Below are 16,545 nucleotides of genomic sequence, written 5' to 3' on the forward strand. Positions count from 1 at the left end.
CCCGGTATCCGCACCATGGTTCAACATCATGACGCACTATGCGTCTGAGGTGAATGAGCCAGACTGTTGTCCCCAGTTTTTCCACAGTCATCCACAGGCTGTCCCCGAGTTATCCACAGGAGAGCCGCCCCACCTCGCCCTGTCACCCCCGACCGATAGTGTTCCGGCATGCCACACCCCCACCCCGCCCGCCCCAGCGCCGGGATCTGGGCTGCCTTCGTGGGTTGGGCGATCCTCCCCTTCATCAGTTGCGGCCTGGCCACTCCGCTCACCATCGGCTTCGCCGCCTTCTGGCTGCGCAGCACCTTCCACGCGATCGCCGCCGTCGTCTACACGGTGTTCGTGGGTTCGTTCCTGATCACCATCGTGGGATACGAGGAGTTCGAGCAGATACCCGACCCGATGCGTTCACTGATCACCATCGGCTTCGGCATCAGCTGGCTGGGCGGCGTGATCCACAGCGGCATCCTGGTCCCCTTCATGGCCAAGGCCCGCGTCAAACCCCCGATGGACCTTCACCAGCGGGTCACGACCCCCACCTACCATCCGCCGCCCGGCCACACCGGCTTCCAGAGCCGGCCAGGACATCCCGGCTGGATCGGGCCGTATCGTGTCCTGCACCTGCTGGGCCGCGGTGGCCAGGGCGCGGTGTACCTGGCGACCGCGCCCAACGGCAACCGGGTCGCGGTCAAGGTCCTGCACGATCTGGTGGACGAGACGGCCCGCGCGCGGTTCGCCCGCGAGGTCGACTCGGCGCGCAGGGTGGCGACCTTCTCCACAGCCAGACTGCTCGACGTCAACATCACCGGCCAGCACGCCTACATCGTGAGCGAGTACGTCGAGGGACCGTCCCTGGAACAGCTGGTCAAGAAGCACGGTCCGCGCGATCAGGACAGTCTGGTACGGCTCGCGTTATCCACAGCCGGTGCATTGGCGGCCATCCACAAGGCGGGCGTCGTCCACAGGGACTTCAAACCGAGCAACGTCCTGATCGGCTCGGACGGCCCCCGGGTGATCGACTTCGGCATCGCCAGGGCGCTGGATCAGGTCACGGTGACGCAGGGGAAGATGGTCGGGACGCCGCCGTACATGTCGCCCGAGCAGCTGACGGGTGAGGCGGTGGGCCCGGCTTCCGACGTGTTCAGCTGGGCGGTGACGATGGTGTTCGCCGCCACGGGGCGTCCGGCGTTCGGTGAGGACACGGTTCCGGCGGTGTTCAACAGGGTGCTCACGGTTCATCCGGATCTGTCGCCGCTGCCGCCCGCGTTGCGCGGGGTCATCGGGTCATGCCTGAACAAGAAGCCCGATGAGCGGCCGTCGGCGTCTGACGTGATGCTGGCGATCGTGCACTGACCTGGTGCTTGTGGTGGTGTGAGCGGGTTACGTGGTGGCGTCGGCGGACTCCGTGGTCAGGGCCAGATATCCGTCGTGGGTGAGGGTGCGGATCTCCAGGGGGAGGTTGTGGCGGGCGGCGAACAGGTTGACGTGCTCGGGTGACCAGGGGCCTGGGAGGTGGTGGACCGGGTGCCCATCGGCGGCCAGGACCACCAGACCGGCCAGGTCCCGGTAGCGGTAGAGAAACAGCCGGGCAGCGAACCCCTCGGCCCTGCCCTCGGGCTCTGGCCTGTCCACGGGGTTCGACGCCCCGGGAGGCTGCGTGTCGGGTGCGGCCGCAGGGGTGGGTGGCGGGTCTGCGCTTGAGGGGTGTGGGACCGCCACGGAGTCGGGGCCAGAGACCGCCGGGGACGGGTGGGCCGGGGTAGGCGTCCCGGGAGGCTGCGTGTTGTCGGCCGCCTGCGCGGGAGCCGCTGGCGCGCTAGTGGGTGTCAGGTCGGCGGCCGGAGAAGGTAGCGGGTCTGCAGACGCAGGGGAAGCGGGCGCGGGAGGGGACGGCGCGGGAGGGGACGGCGCGGACACCGACGGCGCGGGGGTGGAGGGTGCAGACCTGGAGGGCGCGGGTGGGGACGCCACGGACGGCGCGGGGGTGGGGGCTGCGGGTGGGGACGTGGGCGCGGACGTGGAGGGCGCGGGTGGGGACGCGGACGACGCGGGGGTGGAGGGTGCAGACGTGGAGGGTGCGGGTGGGGAGGCCACGGACGGCACGGGTGGGGACGTGGGCGCGGACGACGCGGGTGGGGACGCGGACGGCACGGGGGTGGAGGGTGCGGGTGGGGGTGGCGTGGAGGGTGCGGGTGGGGGCGGTGGGGCAGAAGTGGGGGAAGTCGAGGGTGGGGCGAGGGGTGGGTGGGGGGTTACGGGGAGGGCGGTCAGGGTTTGGGGGCCGCGGTTGATGAACAGGATGCCGGACGTCAGCCTGAGGTGCAGGCCGCCCACCGACCCCACCATCACCCCCTTACGCACACTCCGCCGCGTAAGACGCTCACGCACAGGCGCCAGAAACAACAACAACGGACTGAACAAGAAGATCAGCCACTTGACCTCGACCACATCGATCAGCAGCCGCCCGATCGCCGAGAACCCCCGCCACACGTACCAGAACCCGTTCGACGTCAGGTAGATCATGATCCCGAGGGCCGCCACCCCCAGCCCGATCGCCACCGGCTTACGCCAGCGCGCGGCCGGTGCGGGCGGAACGCCGACGATGCGCCTCCACCCAGGCGCGCGGGCGGCCAGCGCAGCCCGGACCCGGGCGGCGGGAGCGTCGAGCGCCGCGTGCAGCGGAACACCGCCCGCCTGCGCGAAGGCCAGGACGTCTTCCCATTCGCCGGGCAGGTCGGCGAGGACGAGCCCGTCCTGGTCGAGCACCGCCAGCCCGCTCACGGTCCGCTCGTACGCGGGCAGGCCGTCGGCGCCGACGGTCGTCTGCTCGTAGCGGTAGTGGAGGAGGGCGGCGGGCGTGAGCCGTACCGGAGAAGGGGAGATGAGCAGTTCGCCCGCGGACCAGGACAGGACCGTCAGACCGGAGCGCAACTCGCTCAAAGCAGCACCTTCACGACACCCGTCAGCGCGAGCTGGACCAGGGCCAGCGGCACCAGCCCGACCCAGGCCAGCTTCTGCAGCTGGTCCTCGCGCAGCCGGGGGAAGCTGACGCGCAGCCAGATCACCACGAAGGCCAGCAGGAACACCTTGATCAGCGTCCAGATCCACCCGGCCAGGAGGGGGCCGTGCCAGCCGCCGAGGAACAACACGGTGGTCAGGAAGGAGAGCACGACGATGCCCGCGTACTCGGCGAGCATGAACAGGGCGAACCGCATCCCGGTGTACTCGGTCATCGGGCCCATGATGATCTCGGACTCGGCGATGGGCATGTCGAACGGCGGGCGGCGCAGCTCGGCGAGACCGGCGAGGAAGAAGACGACGCCGCCGATGGCCTGCCACGGCAGCCACCACCACTGCCACTGGTCCAGGATGCCGGGCAGCGAGAGGGTTCCGGCGGCCATGGCGACGGAGGAGGCGGCCAGCACGAGCGGCAGCTCGTACGACATGAGCTGGGCGGCCGAGCGCATGCCGCCGAGCACGGAGTATTTGTTGGCCGAGGCCCACCCGGCCATGATCGAGCCGAGCACGCCGATGCCCATGACGGCCAGCACGAAGAACAGGCCGAGGTCGAGGTTGACGCCGAAACCGTTCTTGTCGATGGGGATGACGATCAGCACGACCAGGTACGGCACCAGCGCCACACCAGGGGCGATCATGAAGACGCGGCGGTCGGCCGCGGCCGGGATGACGTCTTCCTTCTGGGCGAACTTGACCCCGTCGGCGATGAGCTGGGCCCAGCCGTGGAAGCCCCCGGCGTACATGGGCCCGAGCCGTGACTGCATGTGCGCCATGACCTTGTGCTCGGTCTGTCCGATGATGAGCGGCAGGAGCAGGAACACCGCGAGGATGACGGCGAAGCGCAAGATCACATCAAGCATGTGGCCTAACCTCCAGTGCCCCAGTCGGCGGGTACTCCGGGTGGGAGGATCTTACGGCGGCCGGGCGAGGACTCGCCGGGTTCCTTGGCGCCGGGCCAGGCCTTGGCCACGCGGGCGGCCAGGATGAAGTCCTTGCGCAGCGGGTGGCCCTCGAAGCCGTCGGGCAGGAGCAGCGGAACGAGGTAGGGATGGTCGTCGAAGGTGACGCCGAACATCTCGTACGTCTCGCGCTCGTGCCAGTTGGCGCCGCGGTAGACGCCGACGGCCGAGGCCAGCCGCGGCTCGGCGCGTGGCACCCAGGTGCGCAGCAGGAGCCGGGCGCGTTCGGCGGGGTTGTAGACGTGGGCGACGACGGTGAAGCCTTCCGGCGGGTCGTCGACGCCGGTCAGCCAGTCGAAGAACTCGTAGCCGAGTTCGTCGCGGGCGTAGGTGAGGGCCTCGGTCCAGTCGGCGGCGGCGACGTCGACGGTGTGCTCGCCGTACGACTCGCTGAGCTGGGCCCGCTCGCCCCAGGAAGAGAAGCTCACACGTCCTCCTTGTGGGCGCGCGACCAGATGTAGCGGTCGCTGAGCTTCTCCCCCGCGATCTTCTCCTGAAGCTTCATGATCCCGTAGAGCAGCGCCTCTGGCCTGGGCGGGCAGCCGGGCACGTAGACGTCGACGGGGATGATCTGGTCGACGCCGTTGGTGACGCAGTAGGAGTCCCAGTAGGGGCCGCCGGAGTTGGAGCAGGCGCCGAAGGAGATCACGTACTTGGGGTCGGGCATCTGCTCGTAGAGCCGCTTGACGGCGGGCGCCATCTTGTCGGTGACGGTGCCCGACACGATCATGAGGTCGGCCTGCCTGGGCCCGTTGGCGAACGGGATGACGCCGAACCTGATGAAGTCGTGGCGGCTGGTCGAGGTGGCGATGAACTCGATCGCGCAGCAGGCCAGGCCGAAGTTGAACACCCACAGCGAGTAGCGCCGCCCCCAGTTGAGGATGAACCGCATGGGCTTGGGTGCCAGCCGCGAGATCGGCCCCACGGTGGGCATCGGAAGATCGGCCATGTGACCATTCTCGCGCGGGTGGCGGCGGAAGAGTAGAGCCCCCTACATGTACAGCGCGGCGCGGGCGTTGTCGACGATCTCGCTCGCGATCCGCCGCGCGGCCTCGTCGAGCTCGCGGTCGATGGGCTCCATCCGTGGCGCGCGCACCATCGGTTCCGTGTACGGCCGGCCGGCCAGCAGGTCGCGGCGCAGGTGGGTGGGCGGATGGGTGGTGTCCACGCGCGCCTCCTGCCGCCGCGCGGCCAGGCGGCGCCGGTCGCGCTCGTCCTCGGGCATCTCGGCCACGTAGGCCCTGACCGCGTCCCACAGGTCCCCGCGTACCTGATGGGCCTGGGTGCCGAGGTAGTCCGCGAGGTGGGGCAGCGCCCAGAGCCCCTTGTCGATCGCGGCGAGCGCGGCCTCCGATCCGGCCACGCGCAGGGAGATGAGGTCGGCCCGGTATTCGGCACGCTGCGTGGCCCGGTAGGTGATGCGTTCGAGCGCCGTGTGGAACCCGCCGGCGACCAGCCGCAGCGGCGCCACGGCGATCTTGCCGAAGGTGAGGTGGTCGCCGTCCGTCCTGGTGGTCTCGTGCAGTTCGGCCAGCGCGCCCAGCGCGGAGCCGACGACGAACCCGTGCCGAGTGTCCTGGTTGACCGAGTGGGCGACCTCGTGCCCGAGCATCGCGATCCGCTCCTGCGGGGTCAGCGCGAGCCAGAAGGGGTAGCCGAGTTCCAGGAAGCGCCTGCGCAGCGGGCCGTAGGTGCCGTAGGCGGCGTTGACCTCGCCGGAGACGACGATCATGTGCGGGCGGGGCGCGCGCAGCGCGGTGGCGATCTCGTCCACGAGCCGGAAGAGCTCGGGCGCGTCGGTACGGCCCAGCGCCACTCCGTCAGGCAGTTTCCCCGGCCGCGGCGCCATGAGCCAGGCCAGCCCGAGCGCCCCGGCGCCGAGGATGATCCCGATGAACCCGGGCCGCGTGATCAGCCAGATCCCGGCGGCGACGAGGGCGAGCGTCAGCAGGTGCACCAGCAGCGCGGCGGCGTAGGAGGCCAGTCGGGCGAGGCGGCCGCCGGAGGCGGAACCGTCGCCGACCTCGTCGGGGAGCTCTTCTGCCGGCCGCGTGCGCGGCCGGTCCCGCCATGAGGTCATGGGGCACTTTATCTGGGGCTAGGTCCAGGTCAGGACGCGCTTGCGCCAGGCGTACAGGATGCCGAGCGCGATGAAGCCGAGGAAGACGAACATCTCCACGAGCGTGGTCATGCCGTAGCCGGGGGCGGCGAAGACCGTGGCCCAGGGGAACAGGAAGACGGCGTCGACCGCGAAGACCACGTAGAGGTAGGTGAAGACGTAGTAGCGGATCTGGGACTGGGCCCAGCCGTCGCCCACCGGATCCACTCCGCATTCGTAGGTGGTCAGCTTCTCCGCGGTCGGGCGGGTGGGGCGCAGGAGACGGTTGGCCATGAGCGCGCCGGCCACGATGGCCACGCCGATGAGCAGCAGCGCGGCGACCAGAGCGTAGTTGCCGTAGTAGCCGTCCATGGGCTGATCGTAACCTTCGTCAGCGCACCCGGCGAGGGGCGGCGCGGCTGCGGAGGGCGGGGGCCACCGGGGCTCCGTTGAGGAAGCGGCCGATGCCGTCCTCCAGGGCCTTGCCGTACACGAGCAGGGCGGCGCGCGCGGCCTCGACGGTGAGCTCGATGTCGTCGGGGGTGTGCGCGGCGGAGACCACGAACGACTGGCACAGGACGCCGTGCCGCAGGAGTTCTTGCAGGAAGAGCGTGCGGAACGGCTGTGACGGCTGCCCTTCGGCGTCCTTGGTGGTGAAGATCAGGCAGGAGGGGCGGCCGACGACCGCGACGTGGGCGGCGAGGCCGAGTTCGCGGGCGGCGGAGTTGACGCCGTCGGCGAGTGCGCGCCCGCGTTCCTCCATGACGCCGACAGGGTCGTGCTCGGTGTAGGCGCGGATGACCGCGCGCAGGGCGGTCAGCGACACCGTCTCCGCGCCGTGGGTGGACGACAGCAGGAAGACGCGGTCCCGGTCGGTACGCAGGCCGCCGAGCTCCATGACCTCGCGGCGGCCGGTCAGCGCGGAGACGGGGAAGCCGTTGCCGATGGCCTTGCCCCAGCAGGCGAGGTCGGGGCGGACGCCGTAGAACTCCTGGGCGCCGGGGTAGGCCCAGCGGTACCCGGTGATCATCTCGTCGAAGACGAGGAGCGCGCCGCGTTCCGTGCACAGGGCGCGTACGCCTTCGAGGAAGCCGGGCTCGGGCTCGGCCAGGGCGGTGGCGGCCTCCATGATGACGCAGGCGATCTGCCCGGGGTGCCGGTCGAACAGCGCGCGCAGCGAGCCGAGGTCGTTGTAGGCGAAGCGGAGGGTCTGCTTCCTGGTCGACTCGGGCACGCCGGCGTTCATCTCCAGCGCGCCGACGAACCAGTCCTCGGTGGCGAAGAACGGCTGCGCGCAGACGGCGACCAGGTCGCGGCCGGTGTAGGCGCGGGACAGGCGGACGGCGCCGGAGGTGGCGTCGGAGCCGTTCTTGGCGAACTTCACCATGTCGGCGCCGGGCAGCGGGGCGAGGAAGTCCTCGGCGGCCCGCAGTTCGAGCTCGGTGGGGCGGCTGAAGCTCAGGCCCTGGTCGAGCACCTCGCGCACGGCGTCCAGCACCGGTTGATAGGCGTGCCCGAGCGTGACCGAGCGCAGGCCCATGCCGTACTCGACGAAGCAGTTGCCGTCGGCGTCCCACACCCGCGCGCCCGCGCCGCGTACGAGTACCGGCGCCATGCCCTCCGGGTACTGGTCGTCACCGCGCGCGTAGGTGTGCGCGCCGCCCGGCACCAGGTCATGGAGCTTGCGCTGAAGAAGGGTCGACTGGATGAACCCCGTAGACGGTCCTAGATCCCGCACCCATCACATCGTAGGCACGCAACTCCTTTACGTACATACCCCACTAAAGGCTCGACTCCAAGATTCCCAAGGGAAGGTAAAGCGCTCAAAGGGCACCCATAGCCTGGCCCGCATGCACAAAATGCGATTCTTCGGAGGAATCGCGCTGATTGCCGTATCCGTCGCCGGTTGCGGCATGACCACCGCCTCCCCCGAGGGCGACCATAAGGTCCCCGCCGAGCCGACGAAGATCGATTTCGTGACCCCGTCGGCAGTCAACGGGCTCGTCACCAAGACCCTCGGCGAGGGGGACGGCAGCGGCCGGTACGTGCACATCACCTACCCCGAGATCAAGGGAGCCGGCCCGCTCAACGACAAGGTCAGGCAGGAGGCGGAGCGCCAGCTGCGTGCCTTCCGCGAGTCCACCGTCAAGCACGGACCGGCCCCCCGGCCCGAGCTCAACGTGGACTGGCAACTGCCCGTCGCCTCCGACGCCGCCATCGCCGTACGGCTGCGCACGGGCGAGTTCTACGGCGCCAACTGGGGCAACGCCAACCGGACGTTCTGGTACGACGGCCGGACCAAGCAGGCCTTCCCCTCCACCGGGCTGCTCGACGGCGAGGCGGCGCTGGGCGGGCTGGCCGAGAAGGTGAGCCGGCGGCTGGAGGCCCGCGGGTCCGGCGGGGTGGGGGCGAATCCCGAACTGTTCGACTCGATGGCCTTCAACCGCGACGGGGATCTCGTGGTGGAGTTCGACGACTGCCAGGTCGGCGCCTGCTCCTTGGGGAGGGTGGCGGAAGCCGTACCGGCTGCCGAGGTGGAGCCGCTGCTGTCGGCGGCGGGACGGCGGGCGCGGGAGGCGGCCCGCGCGGCCGCGCCGCCGACGCCGGAGACCACGCCGAAGGTGACGCCCACGCACAGCCCGGAGGCGACCAGCAACCAGGCGGGCACGGTCGACTGCGCGAAGGCGAAGTGCGTCGCGCTCACCTTCGACGACGGGCCGGGGCCGCACACCGCGCTGCTGCTGGACACGTTGCGCGACGCGGGGGCGCGCGCGACGTTCTTCACGGTCGGCGTCAACGCCGCGGCCCGGCCGGACCTCCTGCGCCGGATGAGCGGCGAGGGACACCTGGTGGGCAGCCACAGCTGGGCGCACCGGGACCTGTCGAAGCTGTCGAGCAGCAAGATCGCCGACTCGCTGATCCGGACCGAGGACACGCTGACGGCCACGCTCGGTGAGCGGCCGACGCTGGTCCGGCCGCCGTACGGGGCGGTCAGCAAGGATGTGCTGGCGGTTGCGAAGGAGCTCGGGGTCTCGCTGGTCAACTGGGACGTCGACACCCGCGACTGGCGTGACAGGAAGGCGGGGGTCGTGGCCAAGCGGGCGGTCAAGGGCGCGCATCCTGGGGCGATCATCCTGATGCACGACATTCATCGCACGACCGTTGAGGCGGTTCCGGACATCCTCAAAAGACTGCGCGGGAAGGGTTACACCTTCGTCACCGTTCCAGAGTTGTACGGCTCTGCAGGGATGCAGGCCGGACGCCTGTACCTGTCGGGGGCGAGCGGTTCACGCAAGCAACCCCTGACGTAGCCTGAGCTTTGGGGGGACGTATAGTTGGCGCTCGTGACCCGAACCACCCTCTTCGCCCGCCTGCACGTCGATCTCGGCAGGCTCGCGTCCGGGCTGTGTCACCCTTAGTCGTTCTCCCCCGCCACCCCTAACTTTCAACGCGTTTACCCGCATTGTGCGGCGAGGAAACGTCTTGACCCTCCCGAGGATCTAGCATGGAAACAGAGACCGCGCCCGCTCCCGCGCAATGGCGCGTCGAGGAGGACTCGTGACCGAGCGTAGCGAGGGCACCCGCGAGCACACCGCGCCGACCAAGGAGGCGCCGTGACGAAGCAGGTTCAGCAACTCGACCGTGTGATCATCAGATTCGCCGGTGACTCCGGCGACGGCATGCAGCTCACCGGCGACCGCTTCACCGCGGGCACCGCGGAGTTCGGCAACGACCTGTCCACGTTGCCCAACTTCCCCGCCGAGATCCGCGCCCCCGCAGGAACGCTGCCGGGCGTGTCCAGCTTCCAGCTGCACTTCGCCGACCACGACATCCTCACGCCGGGGGACGCTCCGAACGTCCTGGTGGCGATGAACCCCGCCGCGCTCAAGGCCAACCTCGGCGATCTTCCCCGGGGCGCGGACATCATCGCCAACACCGACGAGTTCACCAAGCGCAACCTGCAGAAGGTCGGCTACGAGGGCAACCCCCTCGAGGACGACACGCTGTCGGAGTGGCGGGTGCACGCGGTACCGCTGACCTCCCTCACGGTCAAGGCCCTGGAGGGCTTCGACCTGTCGAAGAAGGACGCCGAGCGCTCGAAGAACATGTTCGCGCTCGGCCTGCTGTCGTGGCTCTACCACCGGCCGACCGAGCACACGATCACGTTCCTGGAGCAGAAGTTCGCGAAGAAACCCGAGATCGCCAAGGCGAACATCGCGGCCTTCCAGGCGGGCTGGAACTTCGGCGAGACGACCGAGTCGTTCTCGGTCTCCTACGAGATCAAGCCGGCCAAGCTGGCGCCGGGCGTCTACCGCAACATCTCCGGCAACCAGGCGCTCGCCTACGGCCTCATCGCCGCGAGCGTGCAGGCCAAGCTGCCGCTGTTCCTCGGCTCCTACCCGATCACCCCGGCCAGCGACATCCTGCACGAGCTGTCCAAGCACAAGAAGTTCGGCGTGCGGACGTTCCAGGCCGAGGACGAGATCGCCGGCGTCGGCGCCGCCCTGGGCGCGGCCTTCGGCGGCGCGCTGGGCGTGACCACCACGTCGGGTCCCGGCGTCGTGCTGAAGGGCGAGACGGTCGGCCTCGCGGTCATGACCGAACTGCCGCTCATCCTGGTGGACGTGCAGCGCGCGGGCCCCTCCACCGGCATGCCGACCAAGACCGAGCAGACCGACCTGCTGATGGCCATGTTCGGCCGCAATGGCGAGTCGCCGGTGCCGATCGTGGCGCCCAGTTCGCCGAGCGACTGCTTCGACGCGGCCATCGAGGCCGCGCGGATCGCGGTGAAGTACCGCACGCCGGTCTATCTGCTGTCCGACGGCTACCTGGCCAACGGCTCCGAGCCGTGGCGCCTGCCCGAGGTCTCCGACCTGCCGGACATCTCCACCGAGTTCGCGGTCAAGAACGGCGACGAGGAGTTCCTGCCCTACAAGCGGGACACCGAGACGCTCGCCCGCGCCTGGGCCATCCCCGGCACGCCGGGCCTGGAGCACCGCATCGGCGGCATCGAGAAGGCCGAGGGCAGCGGCAACATCTCCTACGACCCCAACAACCACGACCTCATGGTCCGGCTGCGCCAGGCCAAGATCGACGGGATCGACGTCCCCGATCTGGAGGTCGACGACGTCCACGACGGCACCAAGGTGCTGGTGCTGGGCTGGGGCTCGACGTACGGGCCCATCGCGGCGGCGGTGCGGCGGATCAGGAAGGCCGGCGGCAAGGTGGCCCAGGCCCACCTGCGCCACCTCAACCCGCTGCCCGCCAACGTCGGCGAGGTGCTCAAGAGCTACGACAAGGTGCTGCTGCCCGAGATCAACCTGGGACAGCTGGCCCTGCTCCTGCGCGCGAAGTTCCTGGTGGACATCATCAGCTACAACCGCGTACGCGGGCTTCCGTTCAAGGCCGAGGAGCTGGCCGGAGTCATTCAGGACGTGATTGAGAAATGACCGAGCTGGTCAACGGCAAGGGGCTGAACCTCATCCCCAAGACCGACGTGAAGCAGACGCTCAAGGACTTCAAGTCCGACCAGGAGGTGCGCTGGTGCCCGGGTTGCGGTGACTACGCGATCCTGGCCGCGGTGCAGAGCTTCCTGCCGGAGCTGGGGCTCAAGCGGGAGAACATCGTCTTCGTCTCCGGCATCGGCTGCTCCTCGCGGTTCCCGTACTACCTCAACACCTACGGTTTCCACTCGATCCACGGCCGCGCGCCGGCGATCGCGACGGGGCTGGCGGCCAGCCGTCCCGACCTGTCGGTGTGGGTGATCACGGGCGACGGCGACGCGCTGTCGATCGGCGGCAACCACCTCATCCACGCGCTGCGCCGCAACGTCAACCTGAACGTCCTGCTGTTCAACAACAGGATCTACGGTCTGACCAAGGGCCAGTACTCGCCCACCTCCGAAGTCGGCAAGATCACCAAGTCGACGCCGATGGGTTCGCTGGACAAGCCGTTCAACCCGATCTCGCTGGCCATCGGCGCCGAGGCCTCGTTCGTGGCACGCACGATCGACTCCGACCGCAAGCACCTGCAGTCGGTACTGCGCGAGGCCACCGCGCACCGGGGCACGTCGCTGGTGGAGATCTACCAGAACTGCAACATCTTCAACGACAACGCCTTCGAGCCGCTCAAGGACCCCGAGGTCCGCGACGACATCACGCTGCGCATGGAGCACGACCAGCCGATCGTGAGCACCTCCAAGGCCGTGGTCAGGGCGGCCAACGGCGGCATCGAGGTGGTCGCGCGCGATTCGGTGAGCGAGGACCAGATCCTCGTCCACGACGCGCACAACCCGGACCCGTCGCTCGCGTTCGCGCTCAGCAGGCTCGACGAGCCCGCGTTCGAGCACGTGCCGATCGGCATCTTCCGGCAGGTGGACCGCCCGGCCTACGACGTGCTCATGGCCGAGCAGCTGGAGCAGGCGGCGGCCGGGAAGGGCCCGGGAGATCTCAGCGAGCTTCTGCTGGGCGGAGACACCTGGCGCATCGGCTGAGCCGAGCTGACAATGTCTCCGTAGCGGAACCTCTGTCGCGGAGACTCACTTGGCTGCCAAGAGCGTGCTGTCTGCCGTCTTGCTCTTGGCGGCCACCTTTCTCGGCTTACCGGCGGTAGCACCACCGCCGGTCGTAGCCGTGCACGTCACCGTCGTGGAGTCCGAGCAAGCGCCGGTCGAACCCGACTGCGGCGGCCACCCGTGCCGCCTGACCAGGACTCCACGGCACGCTTGGCCCGCGCACTGCTCGCCCAAGCGCTCCTCGCCCGTCGCCACGGCCACCGCCGCCGCGCGCCCGCAACGGCGGCGCCAGGAGATCCGCAGGTACGTCCCGCGACGCCGCGCGCGAAGTCACCGCCGCCTCGCACGGGCGGGACCCGACCCCGATCCCCATCATCCCGGCCACCCCCCGCCCAGTCCGAGGGGGCCGCCGCCCCTCCGTTCAGGCACGTTCCGACATGTCATGAAGGAGGGAAAAGAGAATGCCGCAATGGCAAGGAACTCGCGCGCTGGTCACCGGCGCCAGCGGGTTCATCGGATCGCACCTCGCGCGCAGGCTCGAACTGCTCGGCGCCGAGGTGCACGCGGTGAGCAGGCAGCCGCAGCCGCAGGTCGGAGCCGAGATCTGGCACCAGTGCGACCTGCGCGAGGCCGCGCCCACCGCCGACCTCCTGGGCACGATCCGGCCCGGCCTGGTCTTCCACCTGGCCAGTGAGGTCACCGGGATCAGGGACGTCGGCATGGTCAGAGCCATGCTGGACGGCAACCTGGTCGCCGCGGTCAACCTGCTCACGGCCGCGGCGGGACAGCCCATGAAGCTGGTCTTCGCCGGTTCCATCGAGGAAATGCGCTCCGCGGAGAGCGTGCCGCACTCGCCGTACTCCGCGGCCAAGTCCGCGGCCACGGTGTACGCCCGGCTCTTCCACCATCTGTGGTCGGTGGACGTGTCCGTGCTGCGCATCGCGATGGTGTACGGCCCCGGCCAGCGGGACATCGCCAAGCTGGTGCCGTACGTGACCACGGAGCTGCTCAACGGACGTTCTGCCCGGATCGGCAGCGGCTCCCGGCTGGTCGACTGGGTCTACATCGACGACGTGATCGAGGCGTTCGTCGCGGCGGCGGAGAGCGAGAAGGCCGCCGGTGGCATGTACGACGTGGGCAGCGGGGTGGGCGTGTCCATCAGGGACACGATCGAGCTGCTCCATCGTCTGGCCGCCAGCCCGATCACGCCCCAGTACGGCGCGCTGCCCGACCGGCAGCTCGACCGCGCCCATATCGCCGACGTCGGCCCCGCCGGGACGACACTCGGCTGGCAGCCCAGAACCTCACTCGTCGACGGGCTGAAGAACACGATCGCCTGGTACGCCGACCAGCAGCGAAAGTCCTGATCAGGGGTGGCAGACCGGCGACCCCGGCCTGCCACCGCTCAGACGCTCTCCGGCGCCAGCCGCCGCATCGACGGCAGCTGGCTGAGCTGAAGGACGCTGTAGCCGAACAACAGCACGCCCAAGGGGAGATGCAGGGTCACCGCCTGCGCGATGCCCAGCGCGATCTGCGCCAGGACGAGAACGAAGAACCCGGCCGAGTACAGGACGGGCCGGGCGGCGCCGCCGCCCCGCCGCCACACCAGGATCACCGCGACCAGGTGCACCAGCGCCGCGGCGAACACCGAGTACGCCGAGGCGCTGTGCAGCGCCCGTCCGCTGGGCGCGGTCAGCAGCAACCCGGCGGTGATCGGGGCGCTGAAAAGGGTCACGGCTTGCAGGATGATCGCGACACGCAGAAACACGGGTGACTCCTCGACGGCCAGGACGGCGCTGGATGGATCTGTCATGAGTCCGACGCCGCAGCCCGCCGAAATGTGAGGCCTCACATTCCCCGCGGCTGTGTCGTCGGACCTCCAAGACACCCGCCGATCCTAGGGAGAAGCCCCATGTCCGCATCCATCGAGTCCCGCCTGCCCGACCCCATGCAGTTCTTCCCCGAGGTGGGAACGGTCGCCGGCGCCATGTCCAAGGCCGCCCACAACGGTGCGATCCCGGCCCTCACCATCATCCTGGTCCAGCTGCGCGCCGGGCAGATCGCCGGCAGCACGTACCACACCGTCCGGCAGACCGAACTGCTGCGCAAGGCCGGGGAGACGGAGGAGCGCATCGCCGCCCTGCCGTCCTGGCGGGACGCCCCGTACTTCACCGACGCCGAGCGGGTCGCGCTGGAACTCGTGGAGGCCGTCCTCACCCCGAACCCGACCGGGGAGCGCGTCCCCGACGAGCTGTACGCCAGGGCGGCGGCCCTCTACGACGACAAGGCGCTCTGGACGCTCATCCTCACGATCGGCCAGATCTGCTTCTTCATTCCGGTCGCCCTCATCGCCAAGCCGATCCCCGGCCGGCCGCTCGGAAAGAACTACAGCAAGGTGGCCGAAGGTGGCCTACCTGGGTAGAACGCTGGCGCGGTGGCAGCCCGTAGGCGAAGATGACGCGGTGGGATCTCCCTTGCGGAATTTATTCGTCGACGGTCCAAATTCCGTCGCGGCAAAGGCGCGGGCGCGCCGCTGGCGGTGGGTGGCGGAAAGCTTTCCCGACCTGGGACAGATGAACGTCATCGACCTCGGCGGCACCGCCACCGCCTGGATGCGCGCCCCGATCAAACCGGCCAGCGTCCACGTCATCAACCTGGCGCACGATGACCAGGAGCTGCCGAGCTGGCTCAGGACGGAAGTGGGCGACGCCTGTGACCTGCCCAAACGCATTCTGGGCGACGACTACGACCTGGTCTTCTCCAACGCGGTGATCGAGCACGTGGGCGGCTACGCCAGGCGGCAGGCGTTCGCGGACGCGGTGCACTCGCTCGCCGGGCGGTTCTGGGTCCAGACGCCCTACAGATACTTTCCGGTCGAGCCGCATGTGCTTTTTCCTTTCTACCAATTCCTGCCGCTGAACGTCCGGGCCCGGATCAACCGGCGCTGGCCGCTGGTGCACACCAAGTCCCCCGACTGGCCGGCCGCGCTCCAGGACGCGCTGGAAATCGAGCTGATCGGCCGCGCGGAAATGGCGCTGCTTTTCCCCACCGCGCGGATGAGGGCCGAAAGGGTGGCGGGGCTCACCAAATCGCTGATCGCGATCAAGGCGTGACCGTCTCGGTCGGGCTGGCCGGCGCTGGGCCGTGGGCGCGGGCGTTTCACGCGCCGACGTTCGCCGCGGGTCCCGAAACCCGGCTGGCGGGTGTGTGGTCGCGCGATCCCGGCAACGCGGCGCGGGTCGGCGTGCCGGTGTTCGCCACGTTCGACGAGCTTTTGGAACGTTGCGACGCCGTGGTCTTCGCCGTGCCCCCGGATGTGCAGGCGACGCTCGCGGTCCTGGCGGCGCGGGCGGGCCGGGCCGTACTGCTGGAAAAGCCGCTCGCGCTCGACGTCGCGGCGGCGGAGCGGGTGGCGGCGGAGGTCGGGCGGGCGGGCGTGCCGAGCATGCTGACGCTCACCAACCGCTTCCGCCCCGGCGTGCGCGCCTTCCTGCGCGCGTGCGCCGGGACCAGCCTGTACGGCGGGCGGGCCTGCCAGCTCACCAACGAGTTCCGCGACGGCACGTTCGCCCACAGCCCATGGCGCGACAGGGGCGGCGTCCTGTACAACACCGGCCCGCACGGCCTCGACCTGCTCGACGCCGCCCTCGGCACGATCAAGGAGGTCAGCTCGGCCGGCTCGGCCGTGCACATGCTGACCTGCCTGCACGAGGGCGGCGCGGTCAGCCAGCTGACGCTGTCGGGCCAGGTGCCGGGCGTCGGCAAGCGCACGGTCTACGAGATGTACGGCCCGCACGGCGAGCTCCGCCTGGACCTGGCCGACCTGGCCGGCGACTCCGGGCCGACCAGGGCGGCGCTGCGCGCGGAGTTCGCCGCGGCGGTGCGCGAGTGGCGTCCCCATGAGATCGACGTGAACAGGGGCCTGCACCTGCAAAAACTGCTGGCCGCGGTGTAAC

17 protein-coding genes are annotated in these 16,545 nt (G+C 69.7%); 9 read left to right on the forward strand and 8 right to left on the reverse strand.

From position 1 onward, the window contains the following. Positions 1-168: 168 nt before the first annotated feature. A complete protein-coding gene (locus ACFWYW_RS21000) occupies positions 169-1,353 on the forward strand; it encodes a serine/threonine-protein kinase (RefSeq protein ID WP_379615334.1) in 1,185 nt (394 codons plus the stop codon). 27 nt (positions 1,354-1,380) lie between these two features. Here ACFWYW_RS21000 and ACFWYW_RS21005 read toward each other — a convergent pair whose 3' ends face one another. From ACFWYW_RS21005 to ACFWYW_RS21035, 7 genes are read right to left on the reverse strand one after another with little or no spacing between them, the layout of a single operon-like run. Then, the gene (locus ACFWYW_RS21005) at positions 1,381-2,940 is read right to left on the reverse strand and encodes a hypothetical protein (protein ID WP_379615336.1); all 1,560 of its coding nucleotides are present in this window, start codon (positions 2,938-2,940) and stop codon (positions 1,381-1,383) included. Then, a complete protein-coding gene (locus tag ACFWYW_RS21010) occupies positions 2,937-3,878 on the reverse strand; it encodes an NADH-quinone oxidoreductase subunit H (RefSeq protein WP_379615338.1) in 942 nt (313 codons plus the stop codon). The genes ACFWYW_RS21005 and ACFWYW_RS21010 overlap by 4 nt, the downstream gene beginning before the upstream one ends. A 5-nt stretch (positions 3,879-3,883) precedes the next feature. Then, the gene (locus tag ACFWYW_RS21015; RefSeq protein WP_379615340.1) at positions 3,884-4,405 is read right to left on the reverse strand and encodes an NADH-quinone oxidoreductase subunit C; all 522 of its coding nucleotides are present in this window, start codon (positions 4,403-4,405) and stop codon (positions 3,884-3,886) included. Then, positions 4,402-4,911, reverse strand: a complete 510-nt coding sequence (locus ACFWYW_RS21020) for an NADH-quinone oxidoreductase subunit B (protein ID WP_379615455.1) — start codon at positions 4,909-4,911, stop codon at positions 4,402-4,404. Before ACFWYW_RS21020 ends, ACFWYW_RS21015 begins: the two co-directional genes overlap by 4 nt. Positions 4,912-4,968: 57 nt before the next feature. Continuing rightward, on the reverse strand, positions 4,969-6,057 hold the full coding sequence (locus tag ACFWYW_RS21025; RefSeq protein WP_379615342.1) for a M48 family metallopeptidase: 1,089 nt from the start codon (positions 6,055-6,057) through the stop codon (positions 4,969-4,971). Between the two features lie 18 nt (positions 6,058-6,075). Then, positions 6,076-6,447 carry an NADH-quinone oxidoreductase subunit A gene (locus ACFWYW_RS21030; protein ID WP_379615344.1) on the reverse strand — a complete coding sequence of 124 codons (372 nt, stop codon included), beginning with the start codon at positions 6,445-6,447 and terminating at the stop codon, positions 6,076-6,078. Positions 6,448-6,466: 19 nt separating this feature from the next. Further along, positions 6,467-7,813: a glutamate-1-semialdehyde 2,1-aminomutase gene (locus ACFWYW_RS21035; RefSeq protein ID WP_379615346.1), complete on the reverse strand. Its 1,347-nt coding sequence runs from the start codon at positions 7,811-7,813 to the stop codon at positions 6,467-6,469. A 112-nt stretch (positions 7,814-7,925) separates the two neighbouring features. Between ACFWYW_RS21035 and ACFWYW_RS21040 the strand changes: the two genes are divergently transcribed. The 5 genes from ACFWYW_RS21040 to ACFWYW_RS21060 all read left to right on the forward strand — a co-directional run bounded on the left by ACFWYW_RS21040 (position 7,926) and on the right by ACFWYW_RS21060 (position 13,956). Beyond that, a complete protein-coding gene (locus ACFWYW_RS21040; RefSeq protein WP_379639453.1) occupies positions 7,926-9,386 on the forward strand; it encodes a polysaccharide deacetylase family protein in 1,461 nt (486 codons plus the stop codon). Between the two features lie 33 nt (positions 9,387-9,419). Beyond that, complete coding sequence (locus ACFWYW_RS21045) at positions 9,420-9,494, forward strand: putative leader peptide (protein ID WP_376773454.1); 75 nt, start codon at positions 9,420-9,422, stop codon at positions 9,492-9,494. Between the two features lie 195 nt (positions 9,495-9,689). Then, the gene (locus ACFWYW_RS21050) at positions 9,690-11,525 is read left to right on the forward strand and encodes a 2-oxoacid:acceptor oxidoreductase subunit alpha (RefSeq protein WP_379615350.1); all 1,836 of its coding nucleotides are present in this window, start codon (positions 9,690-9,692) and stop codon (positions 11,523-11,525) included. Further along, positions 11,522-12,568, forward strand: coding sequence for a 2-oxoacid:ferredoxin oxidoreductase subunit beta (locus ACFWYW_RS21055; RefSeq protein WP_379615353.1), 1,047 nt, complete (start codon positions 11,522-11,524; stop codon positions 12,566-12,568). Before ACFWYW_RS21050 ends, ACFWYW_RS21055 begins: the two co-directional genes overlap by 4 nt. Before the next feature lie 482 nt (positions 12,569-13,050). Continuing rightward, on the forward strand, positions 13,051-13,956 hold the full coding sequence (locus tag ACFWYW_RS21060) for an NAD-dependent epimerase/dehydratase family protein (protein ID WP_379615356.1): 906 nt from the start codon (positions 13,051-13,053) through the stop codon (positions 13,954-13,956). A 38-nt stretch (positions 13,957-13,994) separates the two neighbouring features. Here the strand turns inward: ACFWYW_RS21060 and ACFWYW_RS21065 are convergent, their stop codons facing one another. Beyond that, the gene (locus ACFWYW_RS21065) at positions 13,995-14,402 is read right to left on the reverse strand and encodes a hypothetical protein (RefSeq protein ID WP_379615358.1); all 408 of its coding nucleotides are present in this window, start codon (positions 14,400-14,402) and stop codon (positions 13,995-13,997) included. Positions 14,403-14,501: 99 nt separating this feature from the next. Here ACFWYW_RS21065 and ACFWYW_RS21070 point away from each other — a divergent pair, with 99 nt between their 5' ends. The 3 genes from ACFWYW_RS21070 to ACFWYW_RS21080 are packed head-to-tail and all read left to right on the forward strand — an operon-like array spanning position 14,502 to position 16,544. After that, the gene (locus ACFWYW_RS21070) at positions 14,502-15,011 is read left to right on the forward strand and encodes a carboxymuconolactone decarboxylase family protein (RefSeq protein WP_379615360.1); all 510 of its coding nucleotides are present in this window, start codon (positions 14,502-14,504) and stop codon (positions 15,009-15,011) included. Next, entirely contained in the window at positions 14,995-15,702 is a 708-nt protein-coding gene (locus ACFWYW_RS21075; RefSeq protein ID WP_379615362.1) for a hypothetical protein, read from the forward strand. The genes ACFWYW_RS21070 and ACFWYW_RS21075 overlap by 17 nt, the downstream gene beginning before the upstream one ends. Further along, positions 15,699-16,544 carry a Gfo/Idh/MocA family protein gene (locus ACFWYW_RS21080; RefSeq protein WP_379615364.1) on the forward strand — a complete coding sequence of 282 codons (846 nt, stop codon included), beginning with the start codon at positions 15,699-15,701 and terminating at the stop codon, positions 16,542-16,544. The genes ACFWYW_RS21075 and ACFWYW_RS21080 overlap by 4 nt, the downstream gene beginning before the upstream one ends. The last annotated feature ends 1 nt before the right edge of the window (position 16,545 follow it).

The organism is Nonomuraea sp. NPDC059023 (assembly GCF_042740095.1).
Taxonomy (GTDB): domain Bacteria; phylum Actinomycetota; class Actinomycetes; order Streptosporangiales; family Streptosporangiaceae; genus Nonomuraea.

Excerpts from the sequence above, each read along its gene's own strand:
- ACFWYW_RS21055 (WP_379615353.1), top strand. The coding sequence starts at position 11,522 with ATGACCGAGCTGGTCAACGGCAAGGGGCTGAACCTCATCCCCAAGACC.
- ACFWYW_RS21040 (WP_379639453.1), top strand. The coding sequence starts at position 7,926 with ATGCACAAAATGCGATTCTTCGGAGGAATCGCGCTGATTGCCGTATCC.
- ACFWYW_RS21020 (WP_379615455.1), bottom strand. The coding sequence starts at position 4,911 with ATGCCCACCGTGGGGCCGATCTCGCGGCTGGCACCCAAGCCCATGCGG.
- ACFWYW_RS21000 (WP_379615334.1), top strand. The coding sequence starts at position 169 with ATGCCACACCCCCACCCCGCCCGCCCCAGCGCCGGGATCTGGGCTGCC.
- ACFWYW_RS21065 (WP_379615358.1), bottom strand. The coding sequence starts at position 14,402 with ATGACAGATCCATCCAGCGCCGTCCTGGCCGTCGAGGAGTCACCCGTG.
- ACFWYW_RS21030 (WP_379615344.1), bottom strand. The coding sequence starts at position 6,447 with ATGGACGGCTACTACGGCAACTACGCTCTGGTCGCCGCGCTGCTGCTC.
- ACFWYW_RS21010 (WP_379615338.1), bottom strand. The coding sequence starts at position 3,878 with ATGCTTGATGTGATCTTGCGCTTCGCCGTCATCCTCGCGGTGTTCCTG.
- ACFWYW_RS21025 (WP_379615342.1), bottom strand. The coding sequence starts at position 6,057 with ATGACCTCATGGCGGGACCGGCCGCGCACGCGGCCGGCAGAAGAGCTC.
- ACFWYW_RS21060 (WP_379615356.1), top strand. The coding sequence starts at position 13,051 with ATGCCGCAATGGCAAGGAACTCGCGCGCTGGTCACCGGCGCCAGCGGG.
- ACFWYW_RS21070 (WP_379615360.1), top strand. The coding sequence starts at position 14,502 with ATGTCCGCATCCATCGAGTCCCGCCTGCCCGACCCCATGCAGTTCTTC.